We start from the raw sequence: 22,146 nt of genomic DNA on the forward strand, positions 1-22,146 counted from the left end.
CTTGGCAGCCTGGTTTTCGTCCTCCTACAGTGCGGCATGCCTCCCGAAGTTGCGCAGGTTGCCTCTCCCGCGGCCGACATCGCCAGACACCCGCCCAGCCTCCGCACGCTCTTCTTCGCATTCGCGAAAATGTCGCTGTCGGGCTTCGGCGGCGTGCTGGTGTTCGCGCGGCGTGCGATCGTCGACGAGCATCGCTGGATGACGGCGGAGGAGTTCAACGCGACCTTCGCGCTCTGTCATTTCCTGCCCGGACCGAACATCGTGAATTTCTCCGTGGTGTTCGGCGCGCGATTGCGCGGTGTCGCCGGCGGAATCGCTGCGTTTGCCGGCCTGCTCGGACCCCCGATGCTGCTGATCACCTCTCTCGGCGCCATTTACGGTCATTTTGGACAAGCCGACACGTGGCGACGGGCGCTTGCAGGCGTGTCCTGCGTGGCCGTTGGCCTGCTGGCGTCGGTGGTGTTTCGCATGATCTCGCCGCTCCTCAAGAAGAGCGACGTGGCGGGCGTTGTCGTCGTCGCTGGCGTGTTCGTGGCGATCGGGCTGGCGCGCCTGCCGCTTCAGGAGGTTCTGCTGGTGGCCGTGCCGCTCAGCCTTGCCGTCACCTATGCCAAGACGCGGTGGGCACGATGAGCGGGGACGACAATCCGTTGTTCCAGCTGTTCTGGACCTTTGCGTTGATCTCGCTGTTTGCGGTTGGCGGCGCCGTGGCGGCGATTCCCGAACTGCAACGTGTTGCAGTCGAGGCCCGGCACTGGATGACAGACAAACAGTTCGCCGACCTGTTCGCACTGTCGCAATTGTCGCCCGGGCCCAACGTTCTGATCGTCACCCTGATCGGCTATTCGGTCGCAGGCGTGGCAGGTGCGGCGGTCGCGACGATCGCGATGTGCGGTCCCACTGCCGTGCTCTCCTATTTCGTCAGCCGTTGGCTCTCGAATGCGCGGGATGCGCGCTGGCCCGCCATGCTGCAGGCGGCGCTGGTGCCGTTGTCGATCGGCTTGATGGCGGCGAGCGCATGGATTCTCGGTCAGGCTTCCGACCAGACGTGGCGGGCGTTCGCGCTGACGGTCCTTGCCGCACTCGTTGCATCTATGACGCGACTCAATCCGCTCTGGCTGCTCGCCGCAGGCGGCTGCCTTGGTTTCGCTGGCCTTCTCTAGGGAAAGCCGCTAGCAAAACAGAAGCGCGACCGGTTTGCTCCGGGCCGCCGAACGAAAACAGTGCCGGCCATCAAGGCCGATCGGGGAGGGCGAGGCATGGCCGAGACCACGGGCCAATTGTCGGGCGAAACGGCGGGCATGCCGGCCGCCCGCAGCGTGACCGCCGCATCGATCATTCTGGTCCTTGCCTTCGCGCCACAGATCATCGAGCTGCTGATTGCCTTGGCCGGTCTTGTCGGTCCACTATCCGGACGCGGTCCGCTACAGGTCATTGCGGCCCATGCGTCGGCCTTGTCGATGGCGATCCCGAGCCTGGCGCAGCAATATGCCGCAAGCGGCAAGACCTCGCTGTCTTCCGATGTTCTGCTGGCTCTCATCTACACCTATCCGCTGATCGCGGTCGCAGTGTTCACATTCATGGTCCGTCCGCGCGCGGCGCAGGACTATTTCGGCGGCGTCGTGCTGATGGCGATCGCGCTGTTCGCGTTGTGGGCCTCCAGCGACCTGCAAGGCATGCGCGGCTTCTCGTTCGGTGCCGGAACTGCGCCGCGGATGTTCGGTCTGCTGCTGCTAGGGCTCGGAGCCGCCGTGGCCGTGATCGGCGTCGTGAGTGAAGGCGCGCAGCTTGCGACCTATCACTGGCGCGGACCGCTGTTCGTCTCGCTCGCGATCCTGACCTTCGCCGTCTCCATTCGCCCGCTCGGACTCTTGATCACGGGGCTTGCAAGCTTCCTGATCGCGGCGATCGGCAGCCCGGAGACGCGCTGGCGCGAGGCCCTGATCGTCGGCATCTGCCTGACCGGCGGCTGCGCGCTGCTGTTCCCCTACGTGCTGGGGTTGCCGATGCCGCTGTTGCCGCGTTTCCTTTTGCAGTGAGGGCGTGATGGATCTGTTTGCAAATCTCGCCCACGGTTTCGTCGTCGCGTTGTCGCCAATCAATCTGCTGATGTGCCTGATCGGCGCGCTGGTCGGCACGCTGGTCGGGGTTCTCCCGGGCATCGGGACCATCGCCACGGTGGCGATGTTGCTGCCGATCACCTTCGGCCTGCCGCCGGTCGGCGCGCTGATCATGCTGGCCGGTATCTATTACGGCGCGCAGTATGGCGGCTCGACCACGTCGATCCTGGTCAACATTCCCGGCGAGGCGACGTCGGTGGTGACCGCGCTCGACGGCTTCCAGATGGCGAAGCAGGGCCGTGCCGGTCCGGCGCTGGCGATCGCCGCGATCGGCTCGTTCTTCGCCGGCTGCGTTGCCACCGTGCTGATTGCGATCCTCGGCGCGCCGTTGACCAAGCTCGCGCTGGCGTTCGGCCCGGCCGAGTATTTCTCGCTGATGGTGCTGGGCCTGATCTTCGCGGTCGTGCTGGCGAAGGGCTCGGTGCTGAAGGCGATCGCGATGATCGTGCTCGGCCTGCTGCTGTCGATGGTCGGCTCGGACATCGAGACCGGTGTGTCGCGCATGGCCTTCAACATTCCCGAACTCGCCGACGGCCTCGGCTTCGCCACCGTCGCGATGGGCGTGTTCGGCTTCGCCGAGATCATCCGCAATCTCGATGCCGGCGCGGAGATGGACCGCGACCTCGTGCAGAAGAAGATCACCGGCCTGATGCCGACCAGGAAGGATCTGAAAGACTCCACGCCGGCGATCCTGCGCGGCACGCTGCTCGGTTCGATCCTCGGCATCCTGCCGGGCGGAGGTGCGGTGATCGCCTCGTTCGCGGCCTATACGCTGGAGAAGAAACTCGCGCGAGATCCGTCGCGGTTCGGTCGCGGTGCGATCGAGGGCGTCGCGGCGCCGGAGAGCGCCAACAACGCGGCGGCGCAGACCTCCTTCATTCCGCTGCTGACGCTCGGCATTCCGCCGAATGCGGTGATGGCGCTGATGGTCGGCGCGATGACCATCCACGGCATCGTGCCGGGCCCCCAGGTGATGCAGAAGCAGCCTGATCTGGTCTGGGGCATGATCGCCTCGATGTGGATCGGCAATCTCATGCTGATCATCATCAACCTGCCGCTGGTCGGCATCTGGGTGCGGCTCTTGCGCGTGCCATACCGGCTGATGTTCCCGTCAATCGTGATCTTCTGCGCGATCGGCATCTATTCGGTGAACAACGCGCCGGTCGACGTGGTCCTGGCGGGCGCGTTCGGCCTCGTCGGCTACTGGCTGATCAAGCATGATTTCGAGCCGGCGCCGCTGCTGCTCGGCATGGTGCTGGGCCCGCTGATGGAGGAGAACCTGCGCCGGGCGCTGCTGATCTCGCGCGGCGACTGGTCGGTGTTCCTAACGCGGCCGCTGTCGGCCGTGCTGCTCGCGATCGCGGCGGGGCTGCTCGTGCTGGCGGTGCTGCCGACGCTGCGCCGCAAGCGCGATGAGGTCTTCGTGGAAAGCGAAGGCTGACCAGCGTCGGCGGACCGGACGCCGGAGGCGCTCGGGACCCTGGTCAAGGGCGAGATCGTCAAATGGTCCGCGGTCCTCAAGCCGGCGAGCTGGTACGGAACAGCCATGGATCGGGAGGAGGGCGGAACGTGCGGTCCCGCCCTTGTCAATTGCGGCTGCGGCCGACATTTTTCGGGGTATAATTGGCGACCGGGCCGAGTCGAGGCTAGGGCCGGGCGATCCCTGCCGTTACATTCGCCGCCTTCCGCGAAAGGCCGCCAGCGCGCACCATGCACCAGTATCACGACCTGCTCGAACGCATCCTGTCCGACGGCGCCGAGAAGCACGACCGCACCGGCACCGGCACGCTGTCGGTGTTCGGCCACCAGATGCGCTTCAACCTTGCGGCCGGCTTTCCGCTGGTGACCACCAAGCGGCTGCCGCTGAAGGCGATCGTGCATGAGCTCTTGTGGTTCCTCAAGGGCGACACGAACATCAAATATCTGCACGATCACGGCGTGACGATCTGGGACGAGTGGGCCGATGCCAATGGCGATCTCGGCCCCGTCTACGGCTATCAGTGGCGCTCGTGGCCGACGCCGGACGGCGGCCATATCGACCAGATCGGAGGCGTGATCGACATGATCAGGCGCAATCCGGATTCGCGCCGGCTGATCGTGACGGCCTGGAACCCGGCCGACGTCGAAAAGATGGCGCTGCCGCCGTGCCACTGCCTGTTCCAGTTCTATGTCGTGAACGGCAAATTGTCGTGCCAGCTCTACCAGCGCTCGGCCGACGTCTTTCTCGGCGTGCCCTTCAACATCGCATCCTATGCGCTGCTGACGATGATGGTGGCGCAGGTGACGGATTTGAAGCCCGGTGAATTCGTGCACTCCTTCGGCGACGTGCATCTCTATTCCAATCACATCGAGCAGGCCCGCCTGCAGCTCACCCGTGCGCCCCGTCCGCTGCCGACCATGACGCTCAATCCGGACGTCAAGGACATCTTCGGCTTCCACTACGAGGACTTCGCGCTCGCCGGCTACGATCCGCATCCGCATATCAAGGCCGAGGTCGCGGTCTGACGCATGCCGGTTTCGATCCGTAGCGCCGGGCCTGACGACATCGGAAGCGTATTCGCGCTGATCCGGGAGCTCGCCGACTACGAGAAGCTCTCGCACGAGGTCGGCGCGAGCGAGGCTGACATCGCCGCCGCGCTGTTCTGCGAGCATCCGACGCTGTTCTGCGATCTCGCCGAATGGAACGGCGCGGTGGCGGGCTTCGCGGTCTGGTTCGTCAACTTCTCGACGTTTGCCGGCAAGCCAGGGATCTATCTCGAAGACCTGTTCGTGCGGCCGGCGTTTCGCCGCAACGGCATCGGCCAGGCCTTGCTCGGCCATCTCGCGCGCACCTGCATCGAAAAGGGCTGGGCGCGGCTGCAATGGTCGGTGCTCGACTGGAATGCTCCTTCCATCACTTTCTACAAATCGCTCGGCGCCGAGCTCATGGACGAGTGGACGCTGTGCAAGGTGACCGGCGAGGCTCTGGCTCAGCTGGCGGAGAGGGCGCCGTGATCGAGATCGTGCTGATCGTCGCAGTCGCCGACAACGGCATCATCGGCGCCGCCGGTGCGATCCCGTGGCGGCAGAAGAGCGACATGCAGCGCTTCAAGGCGATGACCATGGGGCGCCCGATCGTGATGGGCCGCAAGACCTTCATCTCGTTTCCGCGCCGGCCGCTGCCGGGCCGCACCAACATCGTCGTCACCCGCAATGCCGAGTTTCGCGCTGATGGCGCGATCGTGACCCATACCGTCGATGAAGCGCTCGTCATCGCGCGTGGTGATGCGCTGCGGCGTTCAGCCGCGGAGATCGCGGTCATCGGAGGCACCGAGCTCTTTGTTGCAACGATGCCGATCGCCGACCGGCTGGAGATCACCGAGGTGCATGCGAGCCCGCCTGGCGATACCGTGTTTCCGGCGATCGACCCGGCCCGATGGGAGGAGGTGGCGCGGCAGCGCCATGCCTCGGGGCCTGACGATCAGGCCGAATTCTCCTACGTCACCTATCGCCGGCGGCGGTGAGCGTTTCGCCGGTGGGATCTGTGCGACCGCCCGTCCAAGACCATCCGTTAATGATGAAGTCGCGCAGTTTGGCCGTGTGGCGGAGCTGAGGCCGCGGCAAACCGGCGCTTCCGGCCCTGTTTACATTGACAAAACCCGGTTCGGGCTTAGCTGGAGCGCTACGTTGTAAGGGGCGGGGCCGTCCCTTATAACCCGGCGACCGTCGGGGCCGGCGTTGGTGTACACTCAGCCTCTCGGAGGAGATCGATCGATGGCGTGGAAGAATCAGGGCGGAGGCCCGTGGGGTCAGGGTCCGAAGGGGCCCTGGGGCTCGGGACCGCAACCGGTCGGTCCAAGGCCGCCCGACCTGGAAGATCTTCTGCGGCGCGGCCAGGACCGGCTGCAGCAGTTCGTGCCGGGCGGCGGCTTCGGCACCGCGGGCGTGCTCCTGATCGTGCTCGGCGCCATCATCATCTGGCTCGCCTCCGGCATCTACCGCGTGCAGTCCGAGGAGCTCGGCGTCGTGCTGCGCTTCGGCAAATATGTCCGCGATGAGCAGCCGGGCCTGCGCTATCACCTGCCTTATCCGATCGAGACCGTGCTGCTGCCCAAGGCGCTGCGCGTCAACTCGATCTCGATCGGCATCACCGCCAATGATGATCCCGGCCGGCGCGGCCGCAGCGGTCGCGATGTCCCGGAGGAGAGCCTGATGCTGACCGGCGACGAGAACATCGTCGACGTCGACGTCACCGTGCTCTGGCGCATCAAGCCGAAGGGCGCGGCCGACTTCCTGTTCAACATCCAGAACCCCGAGGGCACCGTGAAGGCGGTGGCCGAGAGCGCGATGCGCGAGGTGATCGGCCGCTCCAACATCCAGCCGATCCTCACCGGCGCCCGCACCGTGATCGAGCAGAACGTGCAGGAGCTGATGCAGAAGACGCTCGACAATTACGGCTCCGGCATCCAGATCACCCAGGTGCAGATGCAGAAGGTCGATCCGCCGGCCCAGGTGATCGAGGCGTTCCGCGACGTCCAGGCGGCGCGTGCCGACCTCGAGCGTCTCCAGAACGAAGCCCAGACCTACGCCAACAAGGTGGTGCCGGATGCGCGCGGTCGTGCCGCGCAGATCCTGCAGGTCGCCGAAGGCTACAAGGAGCAGGCGATCGCCGAGGCCAAGGGCCAGAGCGCGCGCTTCCTCAAGGTCTATGACGAGTACAAGAAGGCGCCCGACGTGACCCGCGAACGGATCTATCTCGAGACCATGGAGCGCGTGCTCGGTGGCTCGGAGAAGCTCGTGCTCGACTCTGGCGCCACCGGCGGCCCTGTGCCGCTGCTGCCGCTCGGCGATCTCTTGCCGCGCCGTCCGGCGCCGGCCGCTCAGCAGGGAGGCGTCCGATGAGGTCCCCCGTTGCAGGCATCGTCGCGCTCGTCGCCGTGCTCGTGCTCGTCGTCATCGGCTACAGCTCGCTGTTCACCGTGAACCAGACCGAGCAGGCGCTGGTGGTGCGGTTCGGCAAGCCGGTCGACGTCGTCACCGAGCCCGGCCTGAACTTCAAGGCACCGTTCATCGACAACGTGATCTCGATCGACAAGCGCATCCTCGACCTCGAGAACCCCTCGCAGGAGGTGATCGCGTTCGACCAGAAGCGGCTCGTGGTCGACGCCTTCGCGCGCTACAAGATCAAGAACGCGCTGCAGTTCTACCAGAGCGTCGGCTCGATCCAGACCGCCAACGTCCAGCTCGGCACGCTGCTGAACGCCGCGCTGCGCCGCGTGCTCGGCGAGGTCACCTTCACGCAAGTCGTGCGCGACGAGCGCGAGGCGCTGATGCGCAAGATCCGCGATCAGCTCGACAAGGAGGCCGACGCCTATGGCATCCAGGTGGTGGACGTCCGCATCCGCCGCGCCGACCTGCCGGAGGCCAACAGCCAGGCGGTGTACAACCGGATGAAGACCGAGCGGCAGCGTGAGGCCGAGGAGTTCCGGGCGCTCGGCGGCCAGAAGGCCCAGGAGATCAGGTCCAAGGCCGATCGCGAGGCGACCGTGATCGTCGCCGAGGCCAACTCGCAGGCGGAGCAGACCCGCGGCGCCGGCGATGCCGAACGCAACCGGCTGTTCGCCGAGGCCTACAGCAAGGACCGCGACTTCTTCGCCTTCTACCGCTCGATGACGGCGTATGAGAACGGCCTCAAGTCCGGCGACACCCGCTTCCTGCTGCGGCCCGATTCGGAGTTCTTCCGCTACTTCGCCAACCCCTCGGGGAAGCCGGCGGGGGAGACGCCGTCCACCGCCAGCAGCTCGACCGCGGCGGCCGCGGTGCCGGCGCCCAAGCCCTGATGCATCGGCCCCGATGACCAGGGCGGTTGATCCGGGTGAATAAGAGTTGACATGAACGGGGCGAAGCCGTTGCTTCGCCCCGTTACATATCAAGAAGGTCGAACGGGAGGTCCGGGTCCGATGAGGTCCATTGCGTTTTCCGATTTCCTCATCGGATTAGGTATCCTGTTCGTGCTCGAAGGCCTGTTGTTCGCGGCCAGTCCGGAGTGGATGCGGCGGGCCATGAAGACCGCGATGACCACGCCCGACAACGTGCTGCGCGCGGTCGGCATCGGCTCTGCTGTCGCCGGCCTGGTCCTGATCTGGGTGATCCGGCGGCCGATCTGAGGGGCGCATCGGCATCTGCCCGCGCGGCCGCCGCACAGGAACGAGGCCCGGCCGCGGCAATGACCGTCAACCGCCCGGCCAACGCCATTGTGAGGCGATGGCTGCGCCATTTTGCCGTATTAGGTCGCCCTCAATGATGAATCTGCCGTCCGATCCGGCGTGCTTGCGTCGCCCGCCGGTTCCGGCGCACTGTACCGGTTGAATTTGCCGACTTTTCTGGAGATCCGCCCGATGACCGCGACCCTTGCTTTCCGCCGTCCACTGCGTCCGATCCTGACCGCGGCGGTTCTTGCCGCGGGCTGGGCGCTCGCGCCGGTCCCGGCCTCGGCGCGGGGGCCGGAGGGGATCGCCGATGTCGCCGAAAAGGTGATCGACGCCGTCGTCAACATCTCGACCTCGCAGACCGTCGAGCCCAAGGGCGGCTCGTCCGAGAACCGCAACGCCAATCCGCAGGTGCCGCCGGGATCGCCGTTCGAGGAGTTCTTCGACGATTTCTTCAAGAACCGCCGCGGCGGTCCGGGCGGCCGGGGTGGGGCCGACAACTCGCCGCGCCGCACCAACTCGCTGGGCTCCGGCTTCATCGTCGACGAGTCCGGGGTCGTGGTCACCAACAATCACGTCATCGCCGATGCCGACGAGATCAACGTGATCATGAACGACGGCACCAAGATCAAGGCCGAGCTGGTCGGCGTCGACAAGAAGACCGACCTTGCGGTGCTCAAGTTCAAGCCGCCGCGGCCGCTGACGGTGGTCAAGTTCGGCGATTCGGACAAGCTGCGGCTGGGCGACTGGGTGGTCGCGATCGGCAACCCGTTCAGCCTCGGCGGCACCGTGACCGCCGGCATCGTCTCGGCCAAGAACCGCGACATCTCGTCGGGCCCCTATGACAGCTACATCCAGACCGACGCCGCCATCAACCGCGGCAATTCCGGCGGCCCGCTGTTCAACCTCGATGGCGAGGTCATCGGCGTCAACACGCTGATCATCTCGCCGTCCGGCGGCTCGATCGGCATCGGCTTCGCCGTGCCCTCGAAGACCGTGGCCGGCGTCGTCGACCAGTTGCGCCAGTTCGGCGAGCTGCGCCGCGGCTGGCTCGGCGTCCGCATCCAGGGCGTGACCGACGAGATCGCCGAGAGCCTCAACATCAAGCCGGCGCGCGGCGCGCTGGTCGCCGGCGTCGACGACAAGGGACCGGCGAAGCCGGCCGGCATCGAGCCCGGCGACGTCGTCGTCAAGTTCGACGGCCATGACATCAAGGAGCCGAAGGACCTGTCGCGCATCGTCGCCGACACCGCCGTCGGCAAGGAGGTCGACGTCATCGTCATCCGCAAGGGCCAGGAGCAGACGCTCAAGGTCAAGCTCGGTCGGCTCGAGGACAACGAGAAGGTGCAGCAGGCGGCGATCAAGAAGGACGAGCCCGCCGAGAAGCCGGTGACCCAGAAGGCGCTCGGGCTCGATCTTGCCGCGCTGTCGAAGGACCTGCGTACCCGCTACAAGATTAAGGACAGCGTCAAGGGCGTCGTCGTCACCGGCGTCGACCAGGCCTCCGACGCCGCCGAGAAGCGGCTGTCGGCCGGCGACGTCATCGTCGAGGTCGCCCAGGAGGCGGTGACCTCGGGCGCCGACATCAAGAAGCGCGTCGACCAGCTCAAGAAGGACGGCAAGAAGTCGGTGCTGCTGCTGGTGTCGAACGCCGACGGCGAGCTGCGGTTCGTGGCGTTGAGCTTGCAGTAGGGACCTGCTGCGGTCGCAATCGTCAGGCTCCGCACCGTAGCCATGAGCAAGAGCGCGGTGCGCATGAATGCGCCCTCTCCCCTTGTGGGAGAGGGCATGTACGCTGGTGCGTCAAGCTCGGTCGGGTGAGGGGTCTCTTTCAACGAGCGACGTCCGCGGAGAGAGACCCCTCACCCGAGTGCGCACGTGGATAGGACGGCGATGCCCTCTCCCGCAAGGGGAGAGGGCGCTGTATCTGACAGCGCCGATGACCTCGCGTAGTAGCTGTAGGGTGGGCAAAGGCGCGCCCCACCTCGCGCTAGAGATGACGCTCCATCGCGCGCCGTGCCCACCACATCTGGCTCCGAGCTCGCGGCACGACGGTGGGCACGCGACCGCCCTGCGGGCGGCTGCTTTGCCCACCCTGCGGCAGCTACAAACTCCGCTGTCGTCCCGGCCTTGCGCCGGGACCCATAGCCACAGGGAGTGGTTTGAGGCAGGCGAGCCGTTATCAGCTCGCCCATGACCTCCGCCGCGGAGTATAGGTCCCGGATCGGCGCCGTGCCGCGCTGGAGCGCGTCACGGCTTGTCCGGGACGACGGTGGAGAAACATCCGATTTACATCTCAAACAGCGCAGGCGACGCTATCGGCATGAGGACGTAAGATCACATTCCCGCGGCGCATGGCGCCCGAGGTCTGCGATCAGTTCGTCCCTCTCGAAATGCAGAGGGCGCAGGGAATGCCGGGTGAAGGCCTCACCCATGGCCCGCCTGCGAAAAAAATGCAGGCGGCAGGTACCACAGGTGGTGCCGAACACTCCGGCATTCCCTGCGCGACGGTCTTCACGCTTATACGCAGTCTCCCTGGTGCGCCGGGCTTGTTGGCCACCATCACCACGCGGCACATCAGCGCCATCGCGGCTTGATACCAGCGTCGGGGTATCAGGACGCTGCGATTTCACGTCCGCAGCAAAGCCGTTCGTCGGCGTGCCCGAAGACACGCTGCGGCTTCACCGCGGCCATCGCATCCCCACCTCGCGTGTCGTGACGATCGCGCGCAACGCCCCTCCGCAGTGAGGCGGGATGCGGGGAGATAATCATGATTTCAGATAAAGCGCAAGAAGATTATTTTTTTCAGAATCTGCTGCAGCGCCCCCGCCGGCCGGCGACGACGTTCCGGGCAGGGTGGAGCGCGCGGCCGGAGCCTCACAGCGATCGCTGGTTGACCCGCGTCGACAGCGCCTCGGCATTCTCCTTGCGCTCGGAATAGCGGTCGACCAGATACTCAGCCCGGTCGCGCGTCAGCAGCGTGAACTTGACGAGCTCTTCCATCACGTCGACGACGCGATCGTAATAGGGCGACGGCTTCATGTGGTCGGCGTCGTCGAACTCCGCGAAGGCCTTCGGCACCGAGGACTGGTTTGGAATGGTGATCAGGCGCATCCAGCGGCCGAGGACGCGCAGCTGATTGACGGCGTTGAACGACTGCGAGCCGCCGCTGACCTGCATCACGGCCAACGTCTTGCCCTGCGTCGGCCGGACGGCCCCGAGCGACAGTGGGATCCAGTCGATCTGGGTCTTCATCACGCCGGTCATCGCGCCGTGCCGCTCGGGCGAGCACCACACCATGCCTTCGCACCAGGTCACGAGATCGCGCAGCTCGCGGACCTTCGGATGATCCGGCTCGGCGTCGTCGACCAGCGGCAGTCCGCGCGGATCAAAGGTGCGTGTCTCCGCGCCATAGCGCGCGAGGACGCGCGCCGCTTCCTCCGTGAGCAGCCGGCTGAACGAGCGCTGCCGGAGCGATCCGTAGAGCAGCAGGATTCGCGGAGGGTGGGAGGAGAGAGCGGGCTCCAGCAGCTTCGCGCGGTCGATGGGATGGAAGGAGGTTTCGTCCAATTGAGGCATCGTGTCAGACAACGCGGTATCCTCCGGCAAAATGATCGGCGTCGGCCGTCCTCGTTCGAGATCCGCCGGCAGAAGCGCTCGGAACGCCAAGCCGCCCAGAACGCCAAGAGCTCAGAACGCGATGTCCGCGGCGACCGCTTCGATGCCGGCCTTCGCGCAGATGTCGTCGTTGTCGCCTCCGGGCGCGCCGGATACGCCGATCGCTCCGACCTGCTGGCCAGCGGCCTCTATTGGCATGCCGCCGCCGACCATGACAACGCCGGGAACGTTGACGATGGCCCGCTCCGCGGCGTCCGGTCGAGCCAGCCGGGCTGCGAGCGTGCTCGTCGCCTCGCGCCAGCTCGCCGCCGTCCGCGCCTTGCCCGTCGCGGCCTCCAGCGTATGCCAGCCAGCGAAACGGTCGCGCAGGGTGACCAGCGCAAGCCCCGACGGATCGCTCACGGTCACGGCGGCCTGCCAGCCGCGTTTGCGGCACTCGGCGAGCGCCGCCTGTGCCGCCTTGAGCGCCGTGTCCGGCGCGATGATCCGCCGCGTCCATGTGGGCTCGTCGGCGCGCGCAACGACAGCCGGGCCGAGCAGGAGGACGGCTGCGAGCAGCAGACGCAACATCACGTCGACAGCCATTTCGCTATGTCCTCGGCCTTCGGCAGGCCGCCCGCATGAACGACCTTGCCGTCGATCACCACGCCCGGCGTCGAGGCGATGCCGAACCTGGCGATGTCGGCGAAGTCCGTGATCTTTTCCAGCTCGATCTCGATGCCGAGCTTGCTTGCTTCCGCGGAGACCATTGCTGCGGTCTGAACACATCGCTTGCAGCCGGAGCCGAGAATCTTGACGTTCTTCATGGGGCTTGTCCTTTCATCAGAACAGGGCGTTGAAGAGATAGCCGACGGCGACGATGCCGGCGGCGACGACGCCCGCGAAGACGGCGATCAGCCGGAGCGTCAGCACCTTGCGCAGAATGAGCATCTCGGGAAACGAAAGCGCGATGACGCTCATCATGAAGGCGAGCACCGTTCCCAGCGCCGCGCCCTTGCCGAGCAGCGCCTCGACGATCGGAATGATGCCCGCGGCATTGGCGTACATCGGCACGCCGATCAGCACCACGGCCGGCACGGACCACCATTGGTCCTTGCCCATGATCGAGGCGAGCAGGTCGTTCGGGACATAGCCGTGAATGAATGCGCCCGCCGCGATGCCCACGATGATCCAGGCCCAGACGCGGCCGACGATGTCGCGCACCGCCTCGATTCCGGCCCGGATGCGATCGGCCACGTTCTGTGAATCCGGCTGCAGATCCGCCTGTCCGGCGCGCACGTTGCGAACCCATGCCTCGAGCCACCCTTCGAGATGAAGGCGTCCGATGATCCATCCCGCCACGATCGCGACCGCCAGGCCGAAGGCCAGATAGATCGCGGCGATCTTCCAGCCGACCAGTGCGAACAGCAGGCCGAGCGCGACCTCGTTCACCATTGGCGCCGCGATCAGGAACGAGAAGGTCACGCCGAGCGGGACACCAGCGGAGACGAAGCCGACGAACAGCGGCACCGCCGAGCACGAGCAGAAGGGCGTGAATACGCCGAGGATTGCAGCCGCGACATTGCCGAGGCCCTCGCGCCTGCCGGCGAGCAATGCGCGAGTTCGCTCGGCTGAAAAGAAGCTGCGCACGACGCCCATGCCGAACACGACCAGCGTCATCAGCATCAGGACCTTGGGCGCGTCGAACACGAAGAACCGCGCGGCTTCTTCCAGATGGCTGTCGCGGGGCACCGGCAGCGACGACACCAGCCATGCCGAGAACGCTTCCAGCTGCCAGTAGACCGCAAACCACATCGCGACCGCAGCGGCCGTCGCGACGATCCAGATCACAGCCGATGCCGACCCGTCAGGATAGGTTGAAGTTTCGGTTTTCATGCTGCGTTCCTGTTCGGCTCAGCCATGGCCGCCATGACGGTCTCGAGAATGGCGCGCCGGTCAGGCGCCAGGTCGGGGCTCAGCCGATACCGCACCCACTGGGCGTCGCGTCGGTCGATGACAAGACCTGCGGCCTTGAGGGCCGCCATGTGCCGGCTCATGCGCGACGCGCTTGCGCCCAGCTGCCGCATGAGTTCGCAGACGCAATGCTCGCCGCCATCCCACAGGATGCGCAGGGCTGCGAGGCGGGTCGGCTCGGCCAGGGCGGCGAGCAGCGGAACAGGATCGGACATGACGGAGATATATTCGTATTTGCGTATTTGCGCAATAGCGCATATGATATCCTTTGTCTTGGCACGCCGCTGCCGGCGATGACAATTCCCGGACCCGTCGAGGGGATGATGCAAACTGGGCTCAGCGGCTTGCGGGCTGTATGTCTGCGCGCACCGGCGATGCCGGATCAGGCGAGCTGAGTGATGTCAGGCCAATGCACGCGCAGGACGGTCTTTCCGTCAGCCGCGGGAATGCCGGAGGGCTTGGTGTCGACGATGCGGCCGCCAAGCCGCCTGTAGAACCGGAGGCCGGCGACATTGGCCTCGAAGACCCAGAGGTGCAATCCAGAGTGTGACGCGCCTGCCGAAAGCAGGCGAGCCGCGCCGCGAAGCAGCCGCTCTCCAAGCCCCGAGCCTCTGGTCTCGGCCGCGACGTGAAGATTGTCGACCAGATGTCCCCACACCGGGTCGGCGTCGCGATAGCAGCAGATGAAGCCGCGCATCAACCCGGCCGGGTCGCGTGCGACGTTGACGAGTTGATCCACGGCCGGCGTGCCGAGCCGCTGCGTCCAGACCGCGCGCCGGTCGGCGTCGATGGCGCTGCTGAGAAACTCCGGCGCGAGGATGTTGGCATAGGCGTCGCGCCAGCTCGCCGCATGGAGCGCCGCGACGGCCGGCGCGTCTTCGCTGGTCGCGGCGCGGATGATGATGTCACTCAAGAAATCTTCTCCATATCCTGTCTACGCATCACTCACTATCGGAGAGCAGCGCTGCTTCGCTCGCGAGCCAGTTCGTGAAAAACCGGACGCGCGTATCGCTGCTGAGCACGGCCGGCCAGCGCACGACATGCACCTTGCTGGACGGCACGTCCCATTCGGCCGAAACGACGCGCGTCAGGCGGCGCTCGGCCAGTGCGTCATGCACGAGCAGCGATCGTCCCAGCGCCACGCCGGCGCCCTCGATCGCTGCGGCGAGCGCCAGGCTGATCGTATCGACCCGAATGCCGACGGGAGCCTCCGCGCCGAGGCCGAGCCTCTCGAACCATGCGGGCCATGACCATTCAGCGCCGTCGTCGCGGCCGGCGCGCCCCTTGTGAATGATGGGGTAGTTCGCGAGATTGCGGACATCGTGCAAGGCGCGGCCGCGCGGCAACAGGCGCGGCATGGCGACCGGAAAGACGCGCTCTCTGAACAGCAGCCGTTGCGTCGAGCTCGCGCGCGCCGCAGCCTTCGGCAACCACAGCACCTGGAGATCGACATCAGCTGCGCGCGCCTGAGCCTCGCTCTCGGCGACGACGAGTTCGACGCCGACGTCGCCGTGTCTGGACAGAAAGCCGGGCAACCGACGCACCAGCCAGTAGTGCGACAAGGCTGCGCTCACGCCGACCTTCAACACCGCGGGCTGCGCGGCGGCGCGGTAGCGCGCGCGCAGCAGCGCCATCTCGTCGAGCAGACCAACGATCTCCGTGAGCAGCGAGGTGCCGGCCGTCGTCGGCGACAGTCCGGTCCCGCTGCGGTGGTTGAACAGCTTGGCGCCGAGATAAGTCTCGAGCTTGCGCAGCCGGTGGCTGACAGCACTCTGCGTCAGCCCGAGCTCCGTCGCTGCCAAGGTCATGCTACGGTGGCGGGCGGTTGCCTCGAAGGCAACGAGACCGTCGAATGGCGGAAGAGATCGCATCGGCCAAGTATGAACGAGATTCATGCTGACGTGAATGGGTGCGCCGGCCATATCTTTGGCCCGTCCCTCTCCATGACGAAGGCCGCCAAATGCCGACAGCCCGTTCCACGTCATCGTCGGCCGACGTCGCAACGGCGCCGTCCATGTGGCCGGCGCTCGCCCTGAGCCTGGCGGCTTTCCTCACCAATTTCGATGTGACCGCCGTGGTGGTGGCCTTGCCCACCATCGCGGACGAGCTTGGGCTTGGGATCGCCGGCCAGGCCTGGATGATGGACGGCTACAGCCTCGCCTTCACGGCGGCGCTTCTGGTCGCGGGCGCTCTCGCCGACAGCCTGGGCCGTCGCCGAGCGATACTCGGCGGCAACCTCGTTTTTGCCGCCGCATCGGTCGTGTGCGCGCTGTCGGCCGACGGCCTGACCCTCGGGCTCGCGCGGGTGTTGCAGGGACTGGGCGCGGCTTTCGTGATGACCGGCGGTATTGCGTTGATTGCCGCTCTCTATCCGCAGGCCGCCTTGCGCACGCGCGTGTTGGGGGGGCTCGGCGTCGTCTCGGGCGTTGCGATGGCGGTCGGACCGAGCATCGGCGGCGGCATTTCCGCGTGGATCGGTTGGCGCTGGATCTTCGCCGCCAATCTGCCGGCGTGCCTGCTGGCGGCCTGGAGCATTCCCCGGCTCGTTCCCGAAATGCGCAGTTCGGCGCGGCGTCCGCTCGATTATCTCGGGATGGGTCTTCTTAGCGCGGCGCTCTGCATGCTGATTGCAACCCTGCTGCACGGTCACGGCGGACCGGAACTGATCCTGGGGGTCGTGCTGGCGGCGCTTTTTTGGGCGACCTTCCTCTGGCAGCAGCGGCGCCGCACGCAGCCGATCTTCGATCCAGCGATCTTCCTCAACCGCGCGATGGTTGCCGTCGCGCTGCTGTTGAATGCCGTATCGCTCGGCTACTGGGCCGTGCTGGTCTTCCTGCCGGGTTTTCTCCGTGCGACGTTCGGCTGGACTGCCTCCGAATGCGGGTTTGCGATGCTCGCGGCGACGTTGCCGATGCTGGTCTTGCCGCCGCTCGGTGCAAGACTGGTCGTCCGGTGGGGATGGCGGCGGCACTTCACGGTCGCGCTGGCTATCATCGCCCTGGGCAATCTTGTCTTCGTCGGCGCGCTGGCCATGCCCGATCCGGCGCTCCGGTCGTGGCTCGTGCACATCGCAATGGCCGTGATCGGAAGCGGAGCCGCGCTGGCCCATCCGCAATTGTCGGGGGCCGTGGTTGCGCTGGTCCCGGCCGATCAGGCTGGGATGGCCGCGGCTGTGACGGTCGTCATGCGCCAAGCCGGCTTTGCGATCGGCATCGCGGTGCTCGGCGCGGTGTTGGGGAGATCAGGCGAAGTACCGAACTACGCGTGGGTATTCTGGGTCGCTGCGCCGGTCTGCGCGGCGGCGAGCGCATCGGCATTCCTGCTGCTGCCCTCGGCCACGGTCGCGCCGACCTGCGGGGAGAAGCAGCAGCAAGTTGCCTGATGGCGGAGACGGCCTGTCGATCAGTTGCGAACGCTGCCCACGGTCGCCGGCACGGCGAGAGCGGCGCTGCGACGATGCTGGGTGAGCACAGAGAGCTGGACCGGGGTGGCGGTGCTGTCCGCATTGATCGCAACGGTCTGCTGCGCGGCGGATGCACCGACGACGGAGAGCTGGTGCGGGGTGGCCGGCAGCGCGCCGACTTCGTAGCTCGGCAGCTCGCCGGCAACAGCCGCGCCGCTCAGCAGCGCGAGGGCAAGAAGAGAGCCGGGAATGATGTGCTTGATGGTCATCGGGAGGTCCTTCTGTGACGATGATCGATTGCATCACCTGCAATCGCTTTCGCTTCCTTGGACACTCCCTAGCGTTGTCAGCTTTATATGCGCTGCAGCATGATTTGACAATTCATGGATTGGTGATGCGGTTAAAATGGCAGTTCGCGTGCCGCCTTGATGCGGAAGGTGAATGATGTGATTTGCGATCTGAAATGAGATTGGAATGGAGTTGCGTGCGAGTGCGCTGGATTGAAACAAAATCCTGATGATGCGCTGATCGAGAGCCGATGAAGGCAGGGCTTTGGTAACGGCTTTGCTTGGGCGGCGATTCGCCCATGGACAATACGACTGCAATCTTCGAGCGTTCGCAAAACCATTGATTAATGGCCTGCCGCGCGGCCGCAGTCTCGTCAGTCCACGAACTGATCGCGCGTGTAGCCCTGGGCATAGAGCAGGGCGGTGAGGTCGCCGTGGTCGATGCGGGCCGAGGCGGCGGCAGAGACCGCCGGCTTGGCGTGATAGGCGACGCCGAGACCGGCCGCCTCGATCATGCCGAGGTCGTTGGCGCCGTCGCCGACCGCGAGCGTGTCGATCGCGTCGAGATCGAACGACTCGCGCAGCTCGATCAGGGTGGCGAGCTTGGCGTCGCGGCCGATGATCGGCTCGCGCACCTCGCCGGTGAGCTTGCCGCCGTCGACGACGAGCTCGTTGGCGCGGTTCTCCTGGAAGCCGATCTTGGCCGCGATGGCGCTGGTGAACAGCGTGAAGCCGCCGGAGATCAGGCAGGTATAGGCGCCGTTGGCGCGCATGGTCATCACCAGGTGACGGCCGCCCGGCGTCAGCTTGATGCGCTTGGTCAGGACTTCGTCGACGACGCTCACCGGCAGGTCCTTCAGCAATGCGACGCGTTCGCGCAACGCCGGCTCGAATGCGATCTCGCCGCGCATGGCGCGCTCGGTGATGGCGGCGACGCGCGGCTTCAGCCCGGCGAAGTCGGCGAGCTCGTCGATACATTCCTGGCCGATCATGGTCGAGTCCATGTCGGCGAGAAAAAGCTTCTTGCGCCGGACCGCTTCCGCCTGCACGACGATGTCGATCGGCATGTCGCCGCGCAGGTCGCGCAGGCGCGCCTCGAGCTTGTGGACCTCGCCGTCATGGGCGAACGGGATGTCGATCGCGACCTCGTCGAACAGCCAGCGCGGCGTGCCCGGCGACGGCAGCACGGCCAGGAAGGCCTCCACGATCGTGGTATCAAGCGCGGGATCGGCGGGATTGCAGATGAAGGTGGCGACGAGAGACATCGGGTGACTTTGCCAGGGATCAACAAAGCGGTGCTTATCGCAGGGCCGACCGCCAGCGGCAAGTCGGCGCTGGCGATGGAACTTGCGCAAAAAGCGGGCGGGGTCGTCATCAATACCGATTCCATGCAGGTCTACGGCGATCTGAGGGTGCTGACGGCAAGGCCGACCTGCGACGAGGAGGCCGCCGTGCCGCACCGGCTCTACGGCCATGTTGATGCCAGCGTGAACTACTCGGCCGGCCATTTTGTCCGGGATGCCGCCGAGATCCTGGGCGAGGTGCAGCGGGCCGGGCGGCTGCCGATCTTCATCGGCGGCACCGGCTTGTATTTCAAGGCGCTGACATCAGGGCTGTCCGCGGTGCCGCCCGTGCCGGATGAGGTGCGCGACGCGGTGCGCCTCAGGCTCGATCGCGACGGCGTCGAGGCCTTGCATGCCGAGCTGGCGCGACGCGATCCGGCGGCGGCCGCGCGGCTGAACGTCCGCGACCGCACCCGCGTGGCCCGCGCGCTGGAGGTGATCGAGGCCACCGGTCGGCCATTGGCCGACTGGCACGCAGAGACGACGCCACCGCTGCTGCCGGCGGGCAGCACTCGGGCGCTGTTCATCGCTCCCGAGCGCGAGGCGCTATATCAGCGGATCGACGCGCGGTTCGATCTGATGCTGGACCGCGGCGCGTTGGAAGAGGTCGAGCGGCTGGCCGCGCGCGGCCTGGACCCGCTGCTGCCGGCGATGAAGGCCCACGGCGTGCCGGCGCTGATGCGCTATATCAGAGGGGAGATCACGCGGGAGCAGGCGGCCACCATCGGCAAGGCCGACACCCGCCATTACGCCAAGCGGCAGTTCACCTGGTTCCGGCACCAGTTGCCGGAGTTCGAGTGGATGAGCCCCGAGGCGGCGCGGGCGTGGGTGGCATCCCTCTGATCGTCATCGCGAGGAGCGCAGCGACGAAGCGATCCCGAGTTGTCGAGTGGGGCCCCTGGATTGCTTCGCTTCGCTCGCAATGACGGCGTGATGGCCAAATTACCGCTCGCCGAACGGAAAATTCCGCGTTAACATCCATAAATCGCGCAGCAGAGCCGGCTTTGCCTTGACATCGAGGCAACCATGGCTATGTTTCGCGCAACCTTTGGGAAGCTTGCTCGGCATCATGCGCAACTTTATTGCCCTCCTTATCGTAGTCGTACCCAGGCGCATCGCCGGGGATGGCTAGCGGCCATCCATGATCCGAGCGGTGCGCAGGGCCTTCCAGGGCCCTTTTTTATTGCCCGAAGCGACCCGACCACGCTGAACCAACAGAAAACCAGCCGACCGAACCGACCGACCAAAACGACAAGCCGCTGAGATCAGCGATCCGGAGCCCACCATGACCGACAAGAGCCACGATCCGAACCAGATGACCGGCGCCGCGATGATCGTGCGCGCGCTCATCGACCACGGCGTGCAGCACATCTTCGGCTATCCGGGCGGCGCGGTGCTTCCGATCTATGACGAGATTTTCCAGCAGAGCGAGGTCCAGCACATCCTGGTCCGCCACGAGCAGGGCGCCGGCCACGCCGCCGAAGGCTATGCGCGCTCGACCGGCAAGCCGGGCGTCGTGCTGGTGACCTCGGGGCCCGGTGCGACCAACATGGTGACGCCGCTGGCGGACGCACTGATGGATTCGATTCCCCTGGTCTGCATCACCGGCCAGGTGCCGACGCACCTGATCGGCAACGATGCGTTCCAGGAATGCGACACGGTCGGCATCACCCGGCCCTGCACCAAGCACAATTGGCTGGTCCGCGATGTCAACGACCTCGCCAAGGTGCTGCACGAGGCGTTCTACGTCGCCACCACGGGCCGGCCGGGGCCGGTCGTGGTCGACGTGCCGAAGGACGTGCAGTTCGCGACCGGCACCTATCATCCGCCGCGCAAGTCGGACGTCCACGTGTCCTATTCGCCGCGCGTCAAGGGCGACGCGATGCAGATCCGCAAGGCCGTGGCGCTGCTGGCTTCGGCCAAGCGGCCGGTGATCTATTCCGGCGGCGGCGTCGTCAATTCGGGCCCGGAAGCCTCGAAGCTGCTGCGCGAGCTGGTCGAGGTCACGGGCTTTCCGATCACCTCGACCCTGATGGGGCTGGGCGCCTATCCGGCGTCGGGCAAGAACTGGCTGGGCATGCTCGGCATGCACGGCACCTACGAGGCCAACATGGCGATGCATGATTGCGACGTCATGCTGTGCGTCGGCGCGCGCTTCGATGACCGCATCACCGGGCGCACCGATGCGTTCTCGCCCGGCTCGAAGAAGATCCACATCGACATCGATCCGTCCTCGATCAACAAGAACATCCGCGTCGACGTGCCGATCATCGGCGATTGCGGCGATGTGCTCGCCGACATCCTGCAGGTGTTCAGGGCCGAGGCGAAGAAGCCGGACATCAAGTCGTGGTGGCAGGAGATCGCCGTCTGGCGCGCGCGCAACTCGCTGGCCTACAAGCCGAACCGCGACGTGATCATGCCGCAATATGCGATCCAGCGGCTGTTCGAGCTGACGCGCGGGCGCGATACCTACATCACGACCGAGGTCGGCCAGCACCAGATGTGGGCGGCGCAGTTCTACGGCTTCGAGGAGCCGCACCGCTGGATGACCTCGGGCGGCCTCGGCACCATGGGCTACGGCCTGCCGGCGGCGATCGGCGTGCAGGTGGCGCATCCCGACAGCCTGGTCATCGACATCGGCGGCGACGCCTCGGTGCAGATGACGATGCAGGAGATGTCGACGGCCGTGCAGTACGAGCTGCCGGTCAAGATCTTCATCCTCAACAACCAGTACATGGGCATGGTGCGGCAGTGGCAGCAGCTGCTGCACGGCAACCGCCTGTCGCATTCCTACTCGGAGGCGCTGCCGGACTTCGTCAAGCTCGCCGAAGCCTATGGCGGCGTTGGTCTGCAGGTCAGCAAGCCCGGCGACCTCGACGGCGCGATCAAGGAGATGATCTCGGTCAAGAAGCCGGTGCTGTTCGACTGCCGCGTCGCCGCGCTCGAAAACTGTTTCCCGATGATCCCCTCGGGTAAGGCGCACAACGAGATGATCCTGCCGGCCGAGGCATCCGATCCGGCCGCGGCGTTCGCGGGTGGCAAGGCGCTGGTGTGAGTTCGACAGGAGTGATGGTGCGGTGATGGCACGCGCGTTCGGCAGTCTGGCTCTCAACCTCTCCCCGCTTGCGGGGGCGCGACGAGCTTCGCTCGCGCTGAGAGGTCGGATCGCATCGCCAGATGCGATCCGGGTGAGGGGGTACAGGTCTCACCACGCGCAAGTCCCGTGCGTCTGCC

23 protein-coding genes are annotated in these 22,146 nt (G+C 66.2%); 14 read left to right on the forward strand and 9 right to left on the reverse strand.

The window, feature by feature from the left end:
* Positions 1 to 36: 36 nt before the first annotated feature.
* The 11 genes from ACQR1D_RS21110 to ACQR1D_RS21160 all read left to right on the forward strand — a co-directional run bounded on the left by ACQR1D_RS21110 (position 37) and on the right by ACQR1D_RS21160 (position 10,000).
* Positions 37 to 633: a chromate transporter gene (locus ACQR1D_RS21110; protein WP_315805595.1), complete on the forward strand. Its 597-nt coding sequence runs from the start codon at positions 37 to 39 to the stop codon at positions 631 to 633.
* Complete coding sequence (locus ACQR1D_RS21115) at positions 630 to 1,163, forward strand: chromate transporter (RefSeq protein ID WP_315805596.1); 534 nt, start codon at positions 630 to 632, stop codon at positions 1,161 to 1,163. Before ACQR1D_RS21110 ends, ACQR1D_RS21115 begins: the two co-directional genes overlap by 4 nt.
* Positions 1,164 to 1,259: 96 nt before the next feature.
* A complete protein-coding gene (locus ACQR1D_RS21120; protein ID WP_315805549.1) occupies positions 1,260 to 2,039 on the forward strand; it encodes a tripartite tricarboxylate transporter TctB family protein in 780 nt (259 codons plus the stop codon).
* A 7-nt stretch (positions 2,040 to 2,046) separates the two neighbouring features.
* On the forward strand, positions 2,047 to 3,561 hold the full coding sequence (locus ACQR1D_RS21125; protein WP_315805550.1) for a tripartite tricarboxylate transporter permease: 1,515 nt from the start codon (positions 2,047 to 2,049) through the stop codon (positions 3,559 to 3,561).
* Positions 3,562 to 3,830: 269 nt separating this feature from the next.
* Complete coding sequence (locus ACQR1D_RS21130; protein ID WP_434839283.1) at positions 3,831 to 4,625, forward strand: thymidylate synthase; 795 nt, start codon at positions 3,831 to 3,833, stop codon at positions 4,623 to 4,625.
* A 3-nt stretch (positions 4,626 to 4,628) separates the two neighbouring features.
* A complete protein-coding gene (locus ACQR1D_RS21135) occupies positions 4,629 to 5,114 on the forward strand; it encodes a GNAT family N-acetyltransferase (RefSeq protein ID WP_315805552.1) in 486 nt (161 codons plus the stop codon).
* Positions 5,111 to 5,623: a dihydrofolate reductase gene (locus tag ACQR1D_RS21140; protein WP_434839282.1), complete on the forward strand. Its 513-nt coding sequence runs from the start codon at positions 5,111 to 5,113 to the stop codon at positions 5,621 to 5,623. Before ACQR1D_RS21135 ends, ACQR1D_RS21140 begins: the two co-directional genes overlap by 4 nt.
* Positions 5,624 to 5,873: 250 nt before the next feature.
* On the forward strand, positions 5,874 to 7,001 hold the full coding sequence (gene hflK, locus ACQR1D_RS21145; RefSeq protein WP_315805554.1) for an FtsH protease activity modulator HflK: 1,128 nt from the start codon (positions 5,874 to 5,876) through the stop codon (positions 6,999 to 7,001).
* Entirely contained in the window at positions 6,998 to 7,939 is a 942-nt protein-coding gene (gene hflC / locus ACQR1D_RS21150; RefSeq protein ID WP_316183602.1) for a protease modulator HflC, read from the forward strand. Before hflK ends, hflC begins: the two co-directional genes overlap by 4 nt.
* Before the next feature lie 120 nt (positions 7,940 to 8,059).
* Complete coding sequence (locus ACQR1D_RS21155; protein WP_315713359.1) at positions 8,060 to 8,266, forward strand: DUF2065 domain-containing protein; 207 nt, start codon at positions 8,060 to 8,062, stop codon at positions 8,264 to 8,266.
* A 231-nt stretch (positions 8,267 to 8,497) separates the two neighbouring features.
* Positions 8,498 to 10,000, forward strand: coding sequence for a Do family serine endopeptidase (locus ACQR1D_RS21160; RefSeq protein WP_434839281.1), 1,503 nt, complete (start codon positions 8,498 to 8,500; stop codon positions 9,998 to 10,000).
* Between the two features lie 1,185 nt (positions 10,001 to 11,185).
* On the opposite strand, the gene arsH is transcribed toward ACQR1D_RS21160, so the two are convergent.
* The 7 genes from arsH to ACQR1D_RS21195 form a co-directional block, all read right to left on the reverse strand.
* Positions 11,186 to 11,887 carry an arsenical resistance protein ArsH gene (gene arsH, locus ACQR1D_RS21165; RefSeq protein ID WP_434839437.1) on the reverse strand — a complete coding sequence of 234 codons (702 nt, stop codon included), beginning with the start codon at positions 11,885 to 11,887 and terminating at the stop codon, positions 11,186 to 11,188.
* Between the two features lie 111 nt (positions 11,888 to 11,998).
* Positions 11,999 to 12,511 carry a GlcG/HbpS family heme-binding protein gene (locus ACQR1D_RS21170; RefSeq protein ID WP_316239569.1) on the reverse strand — a complete coding sequence of 171 codons (513 nt, stop codon included), beginning with the start codon at positions 12,509 to 12,511 and terminating at the stop codon, positions 11,999 to 12,001.
* Positions 12,496 to 12,732 carry a thioredoxin family protein gene (locus ACQR1D_RS21175; protein ID WP_316239570.1) on the reverse strand — a complete coding sequence of 79 codons (237 nt, stop codon included), beginning with the start codon at positions 12,730 to 12,732 and terminating at the stop codon, positions 12,496 to 12,498. Before ACQR1D_RS21175 ends, ACQR1D_RS21170 begins: the two co-directional genes overlap by 16 nt.
* A 16-nt stretch (positions 12,733 to 12,748) precedes the next feature.
* On the reverse strand, positions 12,749 to 13,801 hold the full coding sequence (locus ACQR1D_RS21180; protein WP_316239571.1) for a permease: 1,053 nt from the start codon (positions 13,799 to 13,801) through the stop codon (positions 12,749 to 12,751).
* Positions 13,798 to 14,094, reverse strand: a complete 297-nt coding sequence (locus tag ACQR1D_RS21185) for an ArsR/SmtB family transcription factor (RefSeq protein ID WP_316239572.1) — start codon at positions 14,092 to 14,094, stop codon at positions 13,798 to 13,800. The genes ACQR1D_RS21180 and ACQR1D_RS21185 overlap by 4 nt, the downstream gene beginning before the upstream one ends.
* A gap of 167 nt (positions 14,095 to 14,261) precedes the next feature.
* Positions 14,262 to 14,792, reverse strand: a complete 531-nt coding sequence (locus ACQR1D_RS21190) for a GNAT family N-acetyltransferase (RefSeq protein ID WP_434839280.1) — start codon at positions 14,790 to 14,792, stop codon at positions 14,262 to 14,264.
* A gap of 28 nt (positions 14,793 to 14,820) precedes the next feature.
* Positions 14,821 to 15,801 (reverse strand): LysR substrate-binding domain-containing protein, encoded by a 981-nt coding sequence (locus ACQR1D_RS21195; protein ID WP_434894001.1) that lies wholly within the window; start codon positions 15,799 to 15,801, stop codon positions 14,821 to 14,823.
* Between the two features lie 38 nt (positions 15,802 to 15,839).
* On the opposite strand from ACQR1D_RS21195, the gene ACQR1D_RS21200 reads away from it, so the two are divergent.
* Positions 15,840 to 17,261, forward strand: coding sequence for an MFS transporter (locus ACQR1D_RS21200; RefSeq protein ID WP_434896498.1), 1,422 nt, complete (start codon positions 15,840 to 15,842; stop codon positions 17,259 to 17,261).
* A gap of 20 nt (positions 17,262 to 17,281) precedes the next feature.
* Here ACQR1D_RS21200 and ACQR1D_RS21205 read toward each other — a convergent pair whose 3' ends face one another.
* Positions 17,282 to 17,551: a hypothetical protein gene (locus ACQR1D_RS21205; RefSeq protein WP_316217063.1), complete on the reverse strand. Its 270-nt coding sequence runs from the start codon at positions 17,549 to 17,551 to the stop codon at positions 17,282 to 17,284.
* A gap of 392 nt (positions 17,552 to 17,943) precedes the next feature.
* Positions 17,944 to 18,834, reverse strand: a complete 891-nt coding sequence (gene serB, locus ACQR1D_RS21210) for a phosphoserine phosphatase SerB (RefSeq protein ID WP_315805565.1) — start codon at positions 18,832 to 18,834, stop codon at positions 17,944 to 17,946.
* Positions 18,835 to 18,837: 3 nt separating this feature from the next.
* On the opposite strand from serB, the gene miaA reads away from it, so the two are divergent.
* Both miaA and ACQR1D_RS21220 read left to right on the forward strand, forming a co-directional pair.
* Positions 18,838 to 19,755 (forward strand): tRNA (adenosine(37)-N6)-dimethylallyltransferase MiaA, encoded by a 918-nt coding sequence (gene miaA / locus ACQR1D_RS21215; RefSeq protein ID WP_434839278.1) that lies wholly within the window; start codon positions 18,838 to 18,840, stop codon positions 19,753 to 19,755.
* Positions 19,756 to 20,197: 442 nt separating this feature from the next.
* Entirely contained in the window at positions 20,198 to 21,967 is a 1,770-nt protein-coding gene (locus ACQR1D_RS21220; protein WP_315805567.1) for an acetolactate synthase 3 large subunit, read from the forward strand.
* Positions 21,968 to 22,146: the final 179 nt, after the last annotated feature.

This window comes from Bradyrhizobium sp. HKCCYLRH2047 (assembly GCF_051168175.1).
Classification (GTDB): domain Bacteria; phylum Pseudomonadota; class Alphaproteobacteria; order Rhizobiales; family Xanthobacteraceae; genus Bradyrhizobium.